This is a genomic window from Lactobacillus sp. (assembly GCF_014803895.1).
On the sequence record NZ_JAAVAU010000009.1, the window covers coordinates 36,627 to 52,658 of the forward strand.

General features: G+C 33.6%; 16 protein-coding genes. 2 read left to right on the forward strand and 14 right to left on the reverse strand.

Annotated elements, in window-relative coordinates:
* Positions 1–44: 44 nt before the first annotated feature.
* The 3 genes from HDR40_RS03360 to yaaA form a co-directional block, all read right to left on the reverse strand.
* Positions 45–767, reverse strand: a complete 723-nt coding sequence (locus HDR40_RS03360) for a hypothetical protein (RefSeq protein ID WP_290626493.1) — start codon at positions 765–767, stop codon at positions 45–47.
* A gap of 86 nt (positions 768–853) precedes the next feature.
* Positions 854–1,540 carry a DUF975 family protein gene (locus HDR40_RS03365; protein WP_290626496.1) on the reverse strand — a complete coding sequence of 229 codons (687 nt, stop codon included), beginning with the start codon at positions 1,538–1,540 and terminating at the stop codon, positions 854–856.
* A gap of 35 nt (positions 1,541–1,575) precedes the next feature.
* Positions 1,576–2,322 carry a peroxide stress protein YaaA gene (yaaA, locus tag HDR40_RS03370; RefSeq protein ID WP_290626498.1) on the reverse strand — a complete coding sequence of 249 codons (747 nt, stop codon included), beginning with the start codon at positions 2,320–2,322 and terminating at the stop codon, positions 1,576–1,578.
* A 62-nt stretch (positions 2,323–2,384) separates the two neighbouring features.
* Between yaaA and HDR40_RS03375 the strand changes: the two genes are divergently transcribed.
* Positions 2,385–3,089, forward strand: coding sequence for a hypothetical protein (locus HDR40_RS03375; RefSeq protein ID WP_290626500.1), 705 nt, complete (start codon positions 2,385–2,387; stop codon positions 3,087–3,089).
* Positions 3,090–3,128: 39 nt separating this feature from the next.
* Here HDR40_RS03375 and HDR40_RS03380 read toward each other — a convergent pair whose 3' ends face one another.
* The 3 genes from HDR40_RS03380 to HDR40_RS03390 form a co-directional block, all read right to left on the reverse strand.
* Positions 3,129–4,916 carry a glycerophosphodiester phosphodiesterase gene (locus HDR40_RS03380; RefSeq protein ID WP_290626502.1) on the reverse strand — a complete coding sequence of 596 codons (1,788 nt, stop codon included), beginning with the start codon at positions 4,914–4,916 and terminating at the stop codon, positions 3,129–3,131.
* Between the two features lie 5 nt (positions 4,917–4,921).
* A complete protein-coding gene (locus HDR40_RS03385) occupies positions 4,922–5,707 on the reverse strand; it encodes a DUF4931 domain-containing protein (RefSeq protein WP_290626503.1) in 786 nt (261 codons plus the stop codon).
* 178 nt (positions 5,708–5,885) lie between these two features.
* The gene (locus HDR40_RS03390) at positions 5,886–6,752 is read right to left on the reverse strand and encodes a cytochrome C5 (protein ID WP_290626506.1); all 867 of its coding nucleotides are present in this window, start codon (positions 6,750–6,752) and stop codon (positions 5,886–5,888) included.
* Between the two features lie 169 nt (positions 6,753–6,921).
* Between HDR40_RS03390 and HDR40_RS03395 the strand changes: the two genes are divergently transcribed.
* Entirely contained in the window at positions 6,922–7,602 is a 681-nt protein-coding gene (locus HDR40_RS03395; protein WP_290626508.1) for a type 1 glutamine amidotransferase, read from the forward strand.
* A 32-nt stretch (positions 7,603–7,634) separates the two neighbouring features.
* Here the strand turns inward: HDR40_RS03395 and HDR40_RS03400 are convergent, their stop codons facing one another.
* The 8 genes from HDR40_RS03400 to HDR40_RS03435 all read right to left on the reverse strand — a co-directional run bounded on the left by HDR40_RS03400 (position 7,635) and on the right by HDR40_RS03435 (position 15,961).
* Positions 7,635–9,236 (reverse strand): ABC transporter ATP-binding protein, encoded by a 1,602-nt coding sequence (locus HDR40_RS03400; protein WP_290626510.1) that lies wholly within the window; start codon positions 9,234–9,236, stop codon positions 7,635–7,637.
* A 25-nt stretch (positions 9,237–9,261) separates the two neighbouring features.
* Positions 9,262–10,020: a sulfite exporter TauE/SafE family protein gene (locus HDR40_RS03405; RefSeq protein WP_290626512.1), complete on the reverse strand. Its 759-nt coding sequence runs from the start codon at positions 10,018–10,020 to the stop codon at positions 9,262–9,264.
* 19 nt (positions 10,021–10,039) lie between these two features.
* Entirely contained in the window at positions 10,040–10,543 is a 504-nt protein-coding gene (locus tag HDR40_RS03410; protein ID WP_290626514.1) for an O-acetyl-ADP-ribose deacetylase, read from the reverse strand.
* Positions 10,544–10,558: 15 nt separating this feature from the next.
* Complete coding sequence (locus HDR40_RS03415) at positions 10,559–10,969, reverse strand: hypothetical protein (protein ID WP_290626516.1); 411 nt, start codon at positions 10,967–10,969, stop codon at positions 10,559–10,561.
* Entirely contained in the window at positions 10,970–11,410 is a 441-nt protein-coding gene (locus tag HDR40_RS03420; RefSeq protein WP_290626518.1) for a hypothetical protein, read from the reverse strand.
* A 252-nt stretch (positions 11,411–11,662) separates the two neighbouring features.
* Complete coding sequence (gene pgmB, locus HDR40_RS03425; protein WP_290626520.1) at positions 11,663–12,328, reverse strand: beta-phosphoglucomutase; 666 nt, start codon at positions 12,326–12,328, stop codon at positions 11,663–11,665.
* Positions 12,329–12,340: 12 nt separating this feature from the next.
* Positions 12,341–14,593 (reverse strand): glycoside hydrolase family 65 protein, encoded by a 2,253-nt coding sequence (locus HDR40_RS03430; RefSeq protein ID WP_290626522.1) that lies wholly within the window; start codon positions 14,591–14,593, stop codon positions 12,341–12,343.
* A gap of 21 nt (positions 14,594–14,614) precedes the next feature.
* Positions 14,615–15,961, reverse strand: coding sequence for an SLC45 family MFS transporter (locus tag HDR40_RS03435; protein ID WP_290626575.1), 1,347 nt, complete (start codon positions 15,959–15,961; stop codon positions 14,615–14,617).
* Positions 15,962–16,032: the final 71 nt, after the last annotated feature.

Sequence of the window (16,032 nt, forward strand, 5' to 3'; positions counted from 1 at the left end):
GCATATTAACAAAAAATCACTATAGATTAATAATAGATTAATAATTATTTAGTAGTGTATGTTACCTTAGTTATCTTATACTGGCTCATCTTAACCCACTGGTTACTCTTTCCATAACGGTGACCATAAGTGGTTTTTCCACTCTTAACCGTGTAGTCTACTTTAATTGTGTTAGCCTTTACCTTAGATTTAGTAGCTTTAAAGTAAACTTTCTTGCTCTTAGCCGATTTACGGTAACCTGTATAATAATAAATAGTCTTCTTAGAATTTTTTTGCAAACTCATGTATTTTACTTTATGAGTCTTTTGGAATTCTGCAGCCTCTTCTTTTTGCTTAGCCTCTAAATTTATCTTATATTGAGCATAATCAGGTACATTTGGTGTACCTTCTACATCACTAGCTAAGATGAACTTCATGTAGCTTACGCCATCTTTAGTTTCATTCTCTACATAGTAGGCTGGTAATTTAGTATCTTGCCCATCTTTATTATAATTTAAATCCAATTTAAAAAGAACCTTGATAGTTTGACCAGCAGTATAGTTACTTGTAAAAGATACGGCTTTGGCATCTTTACCAGAAGTGAATCCGTATAAAGTAGGTTTAGCATTTTTTACCACTACATTTGTCGCAAGAGTTGAATCATTAGTAGTTTGCTGACTGCTTGCAGCTTGAACGGGGTGAAGAGTACTAGTCATTCCAAATCCCACACTTAATAAAACCCCAGCTGATAAAGTAGTAACTACTTTAATTAATTTGTTTTTATGCATAATAGTATCCTTCTTTTTATTATTAATTATTACAACTATTATTTTAACGCTAAATAGAAAGACGAGCACAAAACTCGTCTAAATAATTATTTTTGTAAGTATCTATCTCCAGCTAATTGACGATAGAAATTAGCCTTAGTTTGACGATAGTATGGTGTAATCCAAAGGAAACCAATTCCACAAGTAATTAAACCAAGGATATCCCAACCCCAGAAACTAATATCTAATAAAAATAGCTCAGCCTTATGACCTTTCATTAATTTACGACTTGCAGTGATAGCCTCAGTGGCTTTCATTTCATGACCTGCATCAAACATATCCTTCATAATGTAAGGAGCCATTGAATAAGAATATCCTTTTACAATACCAGGAATAATAAACAAACAAGTCCACAAAGTAATAAAAATTTCTTGAAGTAAAGCAGTTAGGAAAGTATTCTTTATTCTTCCACCTGTGAAACCACTGAAAGTACCCTTGAAAACTTGCTCTTTTTCACCACTATCTACAAAGTGCAAAATAGTATAAGTTATTCCCCAACCAATCATGGTAGTAATTAAACCTAACACAAAACTAAGCAAACTAGCACCTTGGGTTACCACCTGTTGAACCATGTTTACAATATTTTCTTTATCTGCAACTGGTTCAATCCAAGCCGCATTAATACTTGTAATTAAGCCTGTAATAATAGCTCCAACCAAGAATAAACAAATTGCCCAACCCCAATTGCCACGCAATTGACTTTTAGCTTTAGATTTTAATTCTGCTCTTGTCATAAAACTTTCCTCCAATATTCAAGAGTATTATAACACTAATTATTATATTTTTTAAAAATAATTTCATTTTCTGTAGATTTTTGGTCATATTGATAATTAAAATCATGAAACTGCTGTAATTCATTAATATTTTCAACTTGATTTTGAGCCATAAAATGAACCATTGCCCCTCTAGCCATCTTGGCATGTGTAGCAATTTGGCGCCACTCATCTTTTCTTTTTTCTAAAAAAGTAACTGTAACAAAACGTTGATTATCTTTTACATAAGGTGTAATTAATCTTGAATATTCTTTAGAAGCAAGGTTAAGCACGGTATCATCATCCTTAAATATTTCCTGAGCAATACTTTCGCCCCAAAAATGATACAGACTATAATCGCGAAATCCTGTCATTCTTGCCTGCATTTCCAAACGATAAGGAATAATACCATCAAATGGACGCAAACTTCCATAAAGTGCCGATAGGATGCGTAAATTTTTTTGTAAATAATCTATTCCAGCTTGTTCTAAAATATCACCTGCGAGATATTGATACTGAATTCCCTTATAAGCCATGAGGGCTGGCGTAAGCCGTTTATCTAACTCCTCGTACTCAAGACGAGTCATATTTTCACGTATAATTTTATCATTAGCCTTCCATATTTCTTTTAATTGATTAAAATCTCTACTTTTTAAAAAATCCCACAAAATCTGTGCCTTATTCAAAAATATCGGCCTTGTCTCTACTGCAAAGCTATCTTGATCAACTTGCATTTTTTTAGCAGGTGCGATGACAATTTTCATTATTTTTCCTCCAAAAACCTTTATAATTATGATGACACTTATTTTAGAAAGTAGGCAGTATTATGACTGATAAATTATATGCAGACAACCCTGAAGACTTAAATATTGGTATCGTTTTACAATACAACATTGCCAATAATGGTGCAATTGACGCTGATATATTAGTTCGCCACGCTCGTGACTGTGGCTTTCGCGGTGTGAGCGTAAGTGGCGGAGATCCACTTCAGGCTAAACTTGTAAAAGAATCTTGTGAGAAGTATAGTCTCAAGTTTTGCCAAAGAAGAAGTGCTCTCAAGTTAGAAGGTCCCGATATTTTGACTAAATTAATGATTGCCCGTGACGAATTGAGAAATATTTACTTTGAAATTGACTTAGACAAAGATGGGCAAATTAATGCTGATGAAGTACCAGCAATGGATAACTTACGTCAATGGATCGGTCGTTTCGGCCACGCCTTCTATGAGGCTCGTCCTACTAAAGATATTACTACTGATAGCAATGCTTATATCTACAAAAATGCTATTGCTCCATATCAAATCTACATCTTCATTCACAAACCACTGGAAGATAAAATCATCCTTAAAGGTGTTCCAGAAATTAAACGTGCGATTTGGATCGATACTCGTAAAGAATTAGAGTTTACCCAAGACGGTGACCAAATCACAATTAACTTAGTCCGTGATGACGATGATGAAGACTTCAATATCTACGGCCTTCGCCTTGAAGCCCACCGCCCAGAAGATGACTTAGGTCCAACTGAATTTTAATCATGAAAAAAGTGAGTACGCAATGTACCCACTTTTTTCTTATGATTCATAACTAGTCACTGTTGGAAAAATTAAAATATAATTTCTCAATCGACTGGCATAACTTTGCTTTGATTCAAAATCTGCAATTGTCTTCTTGGCTAACTTCACATTATCAGTAATCAAACCATCTGCATGAATGTACATCATTCTCTTCATAATATCCTCAGTATTCACAGTCCAAGCATAAACAGGGTGATTCTGCAGATGAGCTTGCCAGATAAAATCATTATTTAAAGTTGAATATTCCATGGAATAGCCAGCTGCCACACTATGAGGATAAGTGAAGTTATATGGCTGAATATACAACACAAATAATTTAGGATTGATTGTATGCAGTCCGGATACTACGCGATAATCCAACGACTGCACTTGATAATTATTTTTCAAAATAGTATTAGCATATTTTTTATTAAAATTATTCAGCATATTTTTCGAATCTTTAGGTGTTGTCTTAATTTCAATCAAAAGCTTCTGCTTTAATTTTTGCGCAGCCTTTAAATATTGATCAAAACTAGCAATCTTTGCAGTATGACCATCTTCTTTTAGAATTAACCGCATTAATTGTTTTAAAGTTAATTCTTTTGGTGTCTTATTAACTCCAGCTAACTTTTCCAAATTCTCATCATGTAACACTACAAATTCATTATCTTTAGTTTCGTGTAAGTCAATTTCAACATAGTCTGGCTTTAATCTGGCTGTCTTTTTTAAAGCAGCAATTGTATTCTGTACCCCGTTATGATTATTTACACCTCGGTGAGAAATCGTGACAGGCTTTTTCAGATTAACGCCGTGAAGATAAAAATTATTATTAATGATTGTATCCCCAGCCGCAATTACTACTAAAAAACCAGTTAAAATATAAAATAATTTAGAATTATATTTCTGCTGTTGAATGGAAATAGCAGGCATTTTAATTGGCTGAGTTACAACCAATAAAGCAACCAAGCCTGCCCAAACAGAAACAACTTCTGCGATAACTTGGATCAGCAACATATTGATACTTGCCCCAATAAAAGCAATCGATTTAGGTAAGACATCCCAAACTAGTTGAATTAGATATATCACACCATACCCAATCGCCAAAACTAAGATGCTTAAAACAGCAACTATGATTAATCGTTTAATCAATTCCCACCATTTTTTATTAGCTGTTAGCTGCCAGCTCTTCCTCATTGCGGCCAATGTTTTCATTTTTTGGTAAGTCATCAATGGTAATGTCATCACCCATCGCAAACCAAAAATAGTCGCAATTGCAAAGAAAATGATCAAACCAATCAAAAGCCAAATATTTCTTGACATATAGTCCATAATAAATTCCGGTATCTGAATTTTAGCTAATAGCGGAGTACGATAGACCACATCTGCAAATGGAACAATTAAAACAAAATAAACCAACAATAATAAAATAGAACCTATACGCATATGCTTCAATGAGATGCTAGTCTGTTTTATTAATTGCAAAAAATCCAGTCGATTTTTTCTAATACTATTGATACCCAACAATAAGAAAGAAAATTGACCATAAATTACAATAATTAAAACTAGCAACTCAAGAATCAGTAAAATAAAATCTAGGGTATTACTTGTAATAATTGTAATTATATTTTGATAAGAAATAAAAGGAATTGCCCCAGCCTGCAATACCAGAGTAGTAATATACCTAAAAACTGGAATTACAATAAATTGATTTACTAAATTTAATAAAAGAAATAATAAGAAATATTGCAGCCAATGTTTTTTAAATTCCTGTGAATATTTTTTTATATCAGAAAAAGCAGCCCTCATTAGTATCACTTCTTTTCAATAAATTTTTGCAAATTTTTTGCTTCCCGATAAAGTGTTTCTTCATCATTACATTGAGAAAGTTTATAGCCCACAAAATAGGGAGAAGCATAAAAACGAGGAACAATCTTACAACAAATTCCATCAGCGGAATCATATCGGGGATAAAAGAAGAGATTATAAGAAGTACAACGTCCACTGTACATTTCTTCTAATGTATATTGTGCTCCATATTGAATCCAATCAGCCCAAGTATCTATTCCTCTCCGGTCCAGTAAATTAATATTAATTTCTTGGTAACCCTGCACAGGATGAGTAGAAAAATTCACTTCAACATTCTCGTTCTGAAAAACGGGTATTCCCGTAAAATTATTAGCTTGAATATACTTATAACCATCTTCTTTTTCTAACCCGACTAATTGCATATGAGGATGAGAAAGCGATCCAGCTGAAAGCGGGCCAAAATTTTTATACCAAAGAACTGACTTAAAGTGTGAATCATTATACATTTGATCAAAACAATGTAAGGAAAAATGCATAAGCTCACGATTATAAGTTTGAGAATAATTAGTAATATCTCCTTCATGATCATCAGACTCAATTAGTACGGTTTGTAATGTATCTTTCAAAGTAGGAAAACGATTATGCAACCAAATCATAGGACCATTTTTCTCATAAATATCAGTTAAATGTTCTACATCACAAAATGGACACACATGACTTTTATCTTTCCGAAAACTAGACGGTTTATCATGTGCGATAGCTAATTCAAAAATTAATGGATCATTTTTCAAAATCTTCACCCTTTTTTATTGCATCTATAACTATAGTCTACTATAATATCATTGAAAGCGTATAAAGCGCTTTCATTTAAACAACATTTTGTAGCTTTCCTTAACTTTACCTTTTCGGTCAATTTTCCGAAAGGGTTTTTTGGTATAAAAAAAGTACTGTTTTAGTAACAGTACCTTTTTATTTTGAAAAAATATCTTGTTTCATACTACGGTAAACTGCAATTACAAATACCACAATACTACAAAAGATTGCAATATACGCCATATAACCAACACTAAATGCTTGATTAATCTGAGCCTGACTAATTTGATGATCAACCGCATAAATACCTGCCCAATAACGAATCAAAATCGGAGTTAATGCAAATAAAACCATTGATGCACCTGAACCAACTAATAACGCTCTTCTGGAGTACGGTTCTCTAAAAAATTGTGCTAATACACAAATTGCAGGAGCCAACATTAAAAAGAAAACCCAAATCATGATTGCACGACCACCAGGATCATTCATAAATTGTGCGCTACTAGCAGCATAACGATAAGTTCCCCACAGAGAACCTCCTAACAAATTATTTAAAACCCCTACAGCATTGGCACCTTCCGCCGCATAGACATTATTTGTGCTTGCCGCAGCTCCTTGAATCAGATTTAAGGCGTCCTGAGAGCCCGCAGTTTGAAAATTAATTGAAACTACTTGACGCATATAAGTTGCTAAAAATAGTAATAAAGAAGCACCAATTTGAATAGCCTTTAATAAGTTTAAGATGCGTGAACCACCTAACCTAAATTCAATACTAAGTATCTTTTTAGGATTACGACTATGAGCAATAGCCAAAATACTAATAATAAATGCTATCCCCAAAAATAATAGCCCCATCCACCATTTAGTCATAATAAAAAAGAGCGCCAGAACAATAAAAAACACAGAAACATAAGGTCGATCCAAACATATGTCCCAAACATTTAATTTAGAGTTTCTTTCGACCCGCTGACGATATTCTTCACGCGTTAACCTTCCTTTGTTTGATTCCTTAGACTCCCGCATATTACTACCTTCCTTACTTTTTATCACTTTTATCCTAGCATGGGAATATTACGAATTCATTAACTAAACAAAAAATTAATATAATTTTTCACTTTTAGTAGTGTATACTTGTTAAAACAGTTTTATCTTGAACGATAACAAAAGTGAATAGATGAATGGAGATTTATTTATGAAAACTATCGCAATTACATCTAATATTGAAAATAATAAAATCACTGTTGATCGTAGTTTTATTGATATTGTAATTAAACATGGATTTTTACCAATAATTGTTGCTCCACTAAGTTTAAAAACAGTTCCAGAACCTAAAATAAATTTTGATGCACTTCTTTTAACTGACGGAGAACCAATTACTCCAGTCTTTTACAATGAAGAACCCGTTCCGCAACTTAGTAAAACTGACCTTCATCGTGATAAATTTGAGATGGAACTAGTAAAAAAGGCCAATACAGCTGGTGTCCCTATTTTAGGAATTGGACGAGGTATGCAACTATTGAATGTTGCTTTTGGAGGAAATTTATTCCAAGATATATACGCTCAAAATTCAGGTGCGGGTATTCAACACTATCAACCTACTCCACTAACCCAACCGAGCCATCACATTGATATAACTCCCGAAAGTGAATTGTTTAAAGCTATTGGGACCCATCCCTATATTAATAGTCATCACAAACAAGCAATTAAAAATATTGCAGCTAACTTCAATATTGTTGCAACTGCACCTGATGGAATTATCGAAGCCATCGAATCTCAAGATCATACTATGCAAGGTATACAATGGCGTCCAGATAAACTTGATAATCTGGAACAAGATAAGATATTTACGCGTTTCTTTGAAAAAATTAACTAAAATAAAAGCATCCTCTAGAGGATGCTTTTATTTTAGTCTGTCTCTTGATTAACCTTATTTAATTTTAAAATTTTATCAAACATATCAAGCTCTTCAGGAGAAATTTTATGAGCTACTTCAATTACCGCAACTTTAGAATTTTTGAGTAACGTCTCATGAATAGCTAAAGATAAAGTTGGATCTAAAGCACTCGTTGCCTCATCAGCAAGCAAAATTGGTCTCTGTGATAAAAGTGCACGAGCTATTTCAATTCTTTGAATTTGCCCTCCTGATAGACCATTCCCACCAGTACCAATTTGGCGATCAAGCCCTTCCTTTTTCACTAATTCTTCAAGACCAGCTTCATGAATAACTTCGTATAGCTTCTTATCACTCACCTTACGCCCTAACGTAATATTAAACCGTAATGTATCATCAAACATAAATGGTTTCTGATTAACATAGGAAAAATAATCATGTGCCTTCTCCCAATTACCAGTCACGTTTTGCCCGTTAATTAAAATCTTACCCTCACTAGGCTTTTTTATTCCTAACATTAAGCGTAACAAGGTTGTTTTTCCCCAGCCACTAGGTGCCATTAAAAGTACCTTTTCACCTGGCTTAACGTCCATATTAACATCATTAAAAATCTTACGATGATCCGCATGAGTAACATAGGAAAGATTCTCAACCTTTAACTCATCAAATTTAACCTTGCGCTCTCTATCTTGATCCATCTCATAAGATAATGCTTTTTTAGTTTTCTCCCACATTGGTACAGTTGATTTTACCTGGTTAAACTCATTAAAGACCGTCACTACCGGAGTAATAAAGTTTAAAGCTAAATCTACAATCATTACTAATGTACCAACCGCTAACTGACCACGCATCATCATTATTCCACCAATGGTACATGGAATAATAAAGCAAAACAATTCAGCGGCAGAATAAATAAGTTCCAATGACCACGCTTGTGTGATATTCATACTCCTCAAAGCATTTTCCATCCGCTGAGCAGAATTAATAGCGCGATCAATAACATTGAATCTAACATTATATAATTTAGCAGCTTGTGAACCATTTAAAGAATCAGATACATTTTGCGTGTAATTAGCATTAGTTTGGGCCCATACCTCTGATTTTTTGGTAATAATTTTACTAGTAGCAATCTGAACCAAAGCTGGGGCAATCATGGCTACTACAAAAACAACAGTCATTTGCCAAGAATTAATTAAAGCAAAACCTAATGAACCAATAAAAGTTAATGATTGATAAATCATATCTAACTGAGCAGTAACACGATTAGTCTCAATTTGTTTTAAATCATTGGTCATTAAAGATAAACCATGTTTAATATCTACTTGACCTTGATCCACCAAATAACGTAAATTAGCACGCTTGAATACCATATTTACATCTCTAATAATGGTCATCTTTACACGCTCATAAATAAAATTGCTACACATAAAAAACAATTGACCAATTGCTGCAATTACAGCTAACTTAATCAAACGCATAATATCATGTGAACCTGAAGAAGCAATATTCAACATCAACTTAATCATATAAGCTACGAATAAAATATTGCAAGCCTTAATGATTGATAACAACGTAAACAAGGCTACTTGGCCTTTTTGCGCATATTTGAGACTCATTCAGTCCTCCTCATTGACACTTAGTTTAACGATATGCAGTGTAAGCAAAATAACCAGCTTGGATTAAAGCCAAAATAGCAATAGTAATACGAATAACTTTTACCGGAATATGTCTAATAATCTTTGGCCCTAAAAAGCTACCTACTAATACGCCAACTGCCATTGGAACTGCAGCAGACCAATAAATTTTTTCAGTAAACATATAGATAATCAGAGCTACCAAGCTAGATAAACCACCAATTAAATTTTTCATAGCATTAACTGTCAAAAAATCATCATCAGTAATAAAGTTTAAAATTACTAGCATTAAAACACCGCTAGCTGCCCCAAAATATCCAGCATAAACTCCTACCACAAGCATACTTAATAAAGCTACTACCTTAATCCAACTCTTGGAATCATCATCCTGAACAGCTAAATTAATTTTTCCACTAAATAAAATTGTTATTCCTGAAAAAGCTATACAGAAGGGGACAATTTTTTCAAAAACTTTTCCTGGGAAATTAATCAACAGTAAACATCCCAAAGCTGTTCCAATAACTGTAAATATTGAATAAAACCAAACTTGTTTCCAATGACCAGATAGTTCTTTCAAAGAAGCTACAGTTGAACCAACACCACCCCAAATTAAAGCCGCATCATTAGTAGTATTGGCATACACTGGGGGTATTCCAACTGACAGCAAGAATGGATAAGTTGCCAAAGACGCCATGCTCGCAATTGTTGAAAGTAGCCCACCGAGTACTCCACCAAATAATAAATAAATAAAAAGCCAAACTTTCATCAACATCTCATCCTTATAATTAATCTAATATTTCTTGATATATTATTTTATTTGTATCATCAAAAACACAAAAAATAACTTCCATCTGACTTTTATGATCAATTAACCATTTTTTAACCGTTTTAATTGCTACCGTAGCTGCCTCTTTTTTAGGATAACCATATACCCCAGTTGAAATACAAGAAAATGCGATACTTTTACAATTATAATTTTGAGCTAACTCTAAACTATTACTGTAACAAGCTGCTAATAGTTTTTTATTTTCAGTCGGAGAATGAAAGCGATAAATTGGGCCCACCGTATGAATAATATATTTGGCACAAAGCTTATAGCCCTTAGTAATTTTTGCTTCGCCAGTATCACATCCATTCAGGGGCTTACACTCTTTCAATAATTCTGGCCCCGCAGCGGCGTGAATTGCTCCATCAACACCGCCACCACCGAGTAAGGTTTTATTAGCAGCATTAACAATAGCATCAACTTTCAAATTAGTTATATCATCTTGTACTACTTTCAATGTCATTTTAACTACTTCTTTTTAAGAAAAACAAATTACAACAATTACTATTAAAAATTCTAAAACTAGACTAATAATTGACTTATATTTAAAATTAGTAAATCTTAAGAGATAGATACTCAAATAATAGACAATAAAAAAACCAATCGCTTCTATCATCAAGTAACCATGAAAGAAAGGTACATAAATAATCATAAAGATAGTGACAAGTATTGCCAGCAAAATCGCAATTAAGAACACTATCTTTTTAGTCTGACGCCAAATAAAAAGACTAGCAATTAGATAAATTACTGCGGTAATTATAAATAAAGAAATACGCCAAGAATTTAAACCATTAGTTAATGGGTTAGCAGCGTATACACAATATATTACTGCAATAAATATTCCAAAAATAGTTGTAATAATTTTACCTAAACGATTTAACTGTTCCATCTAAACTACCTTTCTTGCCGCGAGTTTTTTACGTCGCGCACGTGAGATTTTTTGCCACTTTTTTAACGCATGCTTAATCCGTAGGCGATTAAACCAATCATAATCATGCTTTAAATAATTATAAGCATCACTTAAATCATCCAAATGCTTGGGTGTTATAAATTGATTCCTCGTCCAATGCCAATCAGAAACGCGTTTATTCTTAATCCTTACCTTTACAACTCGGCCGACAGTCAATAAAGCATAATTATGCACATACTTACTACGGGCAATAGTTAGGTATTTACCATTTAATGTATTACGCCAAAAATGATTATGACAGACATTCTTTTCCCACAAAAGCGCCTTCTTTAAAACCTTGCTAACGCAATACCATTCTCTTTTTCCATTAGGTAACTCAACCAATACCCAAATATATTGGCCAGGTCTATGCACCGACATAGTAACTCCCCTTACTCTAATTTATCCTAAACGAAAAATTATATTACTATGTTACCATTTAGTCAGAAAAAAACTGGTAAATTTTATTACAATTATCCAATTTATTGTGCTTTAGTTTTTCTTAAAATGAAAATACTAAATTCATATATAAGTTATTCGATTTTTATATGAAAAATCCCACTAAGAGATTAATTCAAACTTTTATATTTGAATTATCTATCTTAGTGGGACCATTAAAAGCAAAAATATATTTTATTTATTCAAATTTTTAGCTAACGCATCAAGTGTTAACTTGTCGGTGTCATCAAACTTGACATCAGCATTTTTAAGACTATCGCCGATTCCAATTGAAATTTCACCAGCACGATTAATTGAGTCAACACCCGATTGAGCATCTTCAATACCTGCTACATGTTCAGGAGTCAAATTCATTATTTCAGCAGCTTGTAAATAAATTTCTGGATCCGGCTTTCCTTTCTTTAACTTAGCTGGATCAACTCTACCTTCAAAGTAATCTTCTAGCTCTAGATACTTAAGAATTGTTGGACCATTCTTAGAAGCAGAAGCTAAAGCTAGATGATAGCCCTTAGACTTAGCATCATCTAAGAATTTTTTCATCCCTGGCAAAATATCATTTGGAGTTAATGTTTTTACCAATTCAAGATAATTATCATTTTTCTCTTTAGCCAACTTTTCTTTTTCTTCTTGGGTATAGTCATTTTCATGACCGCCTGCTTTTAAAATGAGTTCCAAAGAATCCATTCTGCTTACACCACGCAAACTATCAGCTAGCTCTTCAGTCCATTTTGTACCTACCTTATCTGCAACTTGGTGCCAAGCTTGCCCATGAAATTTTGCAGTATCGGCAATCACGCCATCTAAATCAATTGCAAAACCTTGAATATCAGTAAAAGCCATAATTTCCTCCAATTATTTTAATTCAAGTTTTTTACCATTTAAGTCAATAGTTAATGGTTCTCCTGAGATTAACTCAATATGAGTACCCTTCTTATCTACTGTTACTTCCAAAACACGACCGCGGAATGCTTGACGGAATTTATATGAATCCCACTTCTTCGGAAGGAATGGTGCATAGTGAAGTTCACCATTTCTTACTCTCATTCCAGCAAATCCTTGAACAATATCAAGCCAGCTCCCAGTCATAGAAGTAATATGTAGGCCATCTTCAGTATCATTATTATAGTTATCTAAGTCAAGGCGAGCTGCTCTCTCATATAATTCAACAGCTTTATCGTGATAACCAATATCGGAAGCAATGATTGAGTACACTGAGGCAGATAAACTTGATTCATGAACAGTAAATTGTTCATAGAAGTCAAAGTTATTCTTCTTTTCTTCTTGAGTAAAGTCATCAATAAAGTCCCAGAGTCCTTGAATAACATCCCCTTGCTTAACATAAGGTGAACGTAAGATTCTATCCCATGACCAATTTTGGTTAAGTGGTAATTGATCACTTGGAATTTCAGAAACTGGTTTTAATTCCTTATCCAAGAAACCATCATTTTCTGGGAAAATATTCTTTTCTTTGTCATATGGAAGATACATATTGTCTGCAATACCCTTCCAACGACGCTTCTCATCCTCTGAGACATTTAACTTCTTAGCAGTTTCTGCATCTACTTCATCCAAAACTTCTAGGGTGTATCTTAAAGTCCATTGGCACAGTAAGTTAGTGTACCAGTCGTTATTAACATTATTATCATATTCATCTGGACCAGTAACAGCATGAAGCATGTACTTATTCTTTCTCTGTGAATAGTGAACACGATCAGCCCAGAAACGAGAAATTTCAGTTAAAACCTTGGCTCCCTCGTGAAGGACATAACTTTTATCACCAGTATAGTTAGTATAAAGATAAATTGCATAAGCAATATCACCGTTACGGTGAATTTCCTCAAAAGTAATTTCCCATTCATTATGACATTCAATACCATTAAAAGTTACCATTGGGAAAAGTGCACCCTTTAAGCCCTGTTGTTGAGCATTAATATAAGCTCCTGGTAATTGCTTATAACGATACATTAAAAGATTTCTGGCAATTTTTGGATCCCCAACACCTAGATAAACTGGCACACAATAAGCTTCAGTATCCCAATAAGTTGCACCACCATACTTTTCACCAGTAAAGCCCTTAGGACTAATATTCAAGCGATAATCATCACCATAGTATGTAGAGAATAATTGGAAGAGGTTAAATCTAATACCTTGTTGAGCTTCTTCATCACCAGCAATTTCAATGTCAGATTTATCCCACCGTGTCTGCCATTCAGAGATATGAGGTTCCAAAAGTTCATCAAATTTTTGTGCATCAACAGTTGTCATTAAATCGTCTAATCTTTGATCGATTTTTTCTTGAGTATCAAAGTCACGTGAAGTTACAACTAAACTACGCTTTTCAAAGGTTATTTCTTCGTCAGCTGCAATTTCTCCAGAAAAAACATTTCTAACATCTTTTTCTCCAACTGCATCATTAATATGACTCAAATTTGTTTTGACACTAGTACGCATTCCTACCATAAATTGCGGAACACCAAAATCATTTTCCTTAGTTTGGGACATAATTTCTGCATGAGTGTCTGCTGCACTTTTAGCTAAAATATTCCAAAATTGTTCATCATAATTGGCATCTTCATTATAAACATCAGCATCAATGATATTACTAATTTCAATTTTTACTGGAGAATTTGATAAGTTCTTAACAATAACTCTTTGACCAACTAATTCTTTCTGAACTATACTTGCAAAACGTTCAAAGGTAAATTTAAGCTTTGCTCCACCAATTTCAACGTTAAACTTACGAGTAAAGACACCACGCTTTAAATCTAAATCTAACTTGAATTTTTCTGGAGTTTGCTTAGCTAAATCAAGTTGTTCTCCATTAACTTTGATAAGCATTTTAATAAAGTTTACAGCATTAATCATCTTACCAAAATATTGTGGATATCCGTTTTTCCACCAACCTACACGAGTTTTATCTGGGTACCACACACCACCAAGATATACTCCTTCTAAGGTATCACCAGAGTAACCCTCTTCAAAAAATCCACGCATACCTAGATTCTCATTGGCAATACTAGTCATAGACTCTTGAAGACGCTTATCTTTAGGAGCCCATTTTTCTGTATCAACATTCCATGGAGCAACATTAAAAGTACGTTTCATAATATAATCCTCTTTTCTTCGTTAATTAACGTAAGTTTCTTTAATTCCGTTAACAGAAATTGCACCTAATACTAACACGATTCCTGCAAAAATGAACATATTTACTTGTGAATTTCCTAATAATGGGAATAAAACAAAGCTTAATAATGAAGCAACAATTTGTGGAAGACAAATTGACCCATTAAATAATCCTAAGTAAGTTCCCATGTGTTTACCTGATAAAGCATTTGTCACAATAGTTAATGGATAAGTACTCATCCCAGCCCAAGCAATACCAATTAAAATAAATGAAACAATTAGTAACCATTGGCTATGAATAAAGAATACTGAAATAAATCCTAATCCACCAAGTAATAAGCTTCCAGCATAACCTAATTTATGATGATTATTTGGTACCTTTGCTAAAACATATGACCAAACAACAGCGGCAATAGATTGAACAGCTGATAAAACCCCATACCAATTACCAGCAGCTTGATAACCAGCAGAAGAAGGATTAATGGTGTGCCATACATTTTGAGAAATTGCACCCGGAGCATAAGTCCAAAGATATTGGAAAGCAAACCAACAAAAGAATTGCACTACAGCTACTGTCCAAAATGCTTTTGGAGCTTCTTTTAGAAGTTGAATCCAATTTCCACCTTCTTTATTATCTTCTTCGCTTATACCATGATACATAGCATAAGTTTTTGGATCATATTCATCAACCTTAAACACCGTAAATAAACTAGTTATTACTAAAATTGCAGCTCCTACATAAAAAGCAATAACTACCGATTGTGGAACCACACCTTTAGCAGCAGTGTTTGGAACCCCAAAAATAGTAAGCAAAAATGGAAAGATTGCAGCTAAAACTGCTCCAGTATTTGATAAGAAGCTCTGAATCCCATATGCATAACTTTTTTGGTCATCATTAACCATATCTCCAACCATCATCTTAAAAGGTTGCATTGCAACATTAGAAGATAAATCTAGGAAAGCAATTGTAATAGCCCCAAACCATAATGCAGCTAGAGATCCATAACCAAAGCCAAAACTACCTGCATTTGGTAACAAAAGCATTACAATCACAGCTACAATCATCCCAAGCAATAGATAAGGGAGACGGCGTCCACCTAACTTAGGAAGCCAGGTTCTATCTGAATAATATCCAATAATGGGTTGAACTAATAAACCAGCCAAAGGTGGTAAAATAAAAAACCAACCTAAGTTATTCGGATCCGCACCAATGGTTTGGAAAATACGACTCATTTGTGAACTTTGTAAAGTAAAAGCTGTCTGAACTCCCAAAAAGCCAAAATTTATCATCCAAATTGTACTTTTTGGTAAAGTAGGCAAGCCAATACTTGTTTTATTTTCTTGACTCATCATTAACATTCCTTTATTTTTACTCTAAAAAGCGCTTTCATATTTCTATATTTCTTACTGTAGCACCTATC

Excerpts from the sequence above, each read along its gene's own strand:
- yaaA (WP_290626498.1), bottom strand. The coding sequence starts at position 2,322 with ATGAAAATTGTCATCGCACCTGCTAAAAAAATGCAAGTTGATCAAGAT.
- HDR40_RS03380 (WP_290626502.1), bottom strand. The coding sequence starts at position 4,916 with ATGAGGGCTGCTTTTTCTGATATAAAAAAATATTCACAGGAATTTAAA.
- HDR40_RS03390 (WP_290626506.1), bottom strand. The coding sequence starts at position 6,752 with ATGCGGGAGTCTAAGGAATCAAACAAAGGAAGGTTAACGCGTGAAGAA.
- HDR40_RS03435 (WP_290626575.1), bottom strand. The coding sequence starts at position 15,961 with ATGAGTCAAGAAAATAAAACAAGTATTGGCTTGCCTACTTTACCAAAA.
- pgmB (WP_290626520.1), bottom strand. The coding sequence starts at position 12,328 with ATGGCTTTTACTGATATTCAAGGTTTTGCAATTGATTTAGATGGCGTG.
- HDR40_RS03405 (WP_290626512.1), bottom strand. The coding sequence starts at position 10,020 with ATGAAAGTTTGGCTTTTTATTTATTTATTATTTGGTGGAGTACTCGGT.
- HDR40_RS03410 (WP_290626514.1), bottom strand. The coding sequence starts at position 10,543 with ATGACATTGAAAGTAGTACAAGATGATATAACTAATTTGAAAGTTGAT.
- HDR40_RS03395 (WP_290626508.1), top strand. The coding sequence starts at position 6,922 with ATGAAAACTATCGCAATTACATCTAATATTGAAAATAATAAAATCACT.
- HDR40_RS03400 (WP_290626510.1), bottom strand. The coding sequence starts at position 9,236 with ATGAGTCTCAAATATGCGCAAAAAGGCCAAGTAGCCTTGTTTACGTTG.
- HDR40_RS03430 (WP_290626522.1), bottom strand. The coding sequence starts at position 14,593 with ATGAAACGTACTTTTAATGTTGCTCCATGGAATGTTGATACAGAAAAA.
- HDR40_RS03360 (WP_290626493.1), bottom strand. The coding sequence starts at position 767 with ATGCATAAAAACAAATTAATTAAAGTAGTTACTACTTTATCAGCTGGG.
- HDR40_RS03415 (WP_290626516.1), bottom strand. The coding sequence starts at position 10,969 with ATGGAACAGTTAAATCGTTTAGGTAAAATTATTACAACTATTTTTGGA.
- HDR40_RS03420 (WP_290626518.1), bottom strand. The coding sequence starts at position 11,410 with ATGTCGGTGCATAGACCTGGCCAATATATTTGGGTATTGGTTGAGTTA.
- HDR40_RS03365 (WP_290626496.1), bottom strand. The coding sequence starts at position 1,540 with ATGACAAGAGCAGAATTAAAATCTAAAGCTAAAAGTCAATTGCGTGGC.
- HDR40_RS03375 (WP_290626500.1), top strand. The coding sequence starts at position 2,385 with ATGACTGATAAATTATATGCAGACAACCCTGAAGACTTAAATATTGGT.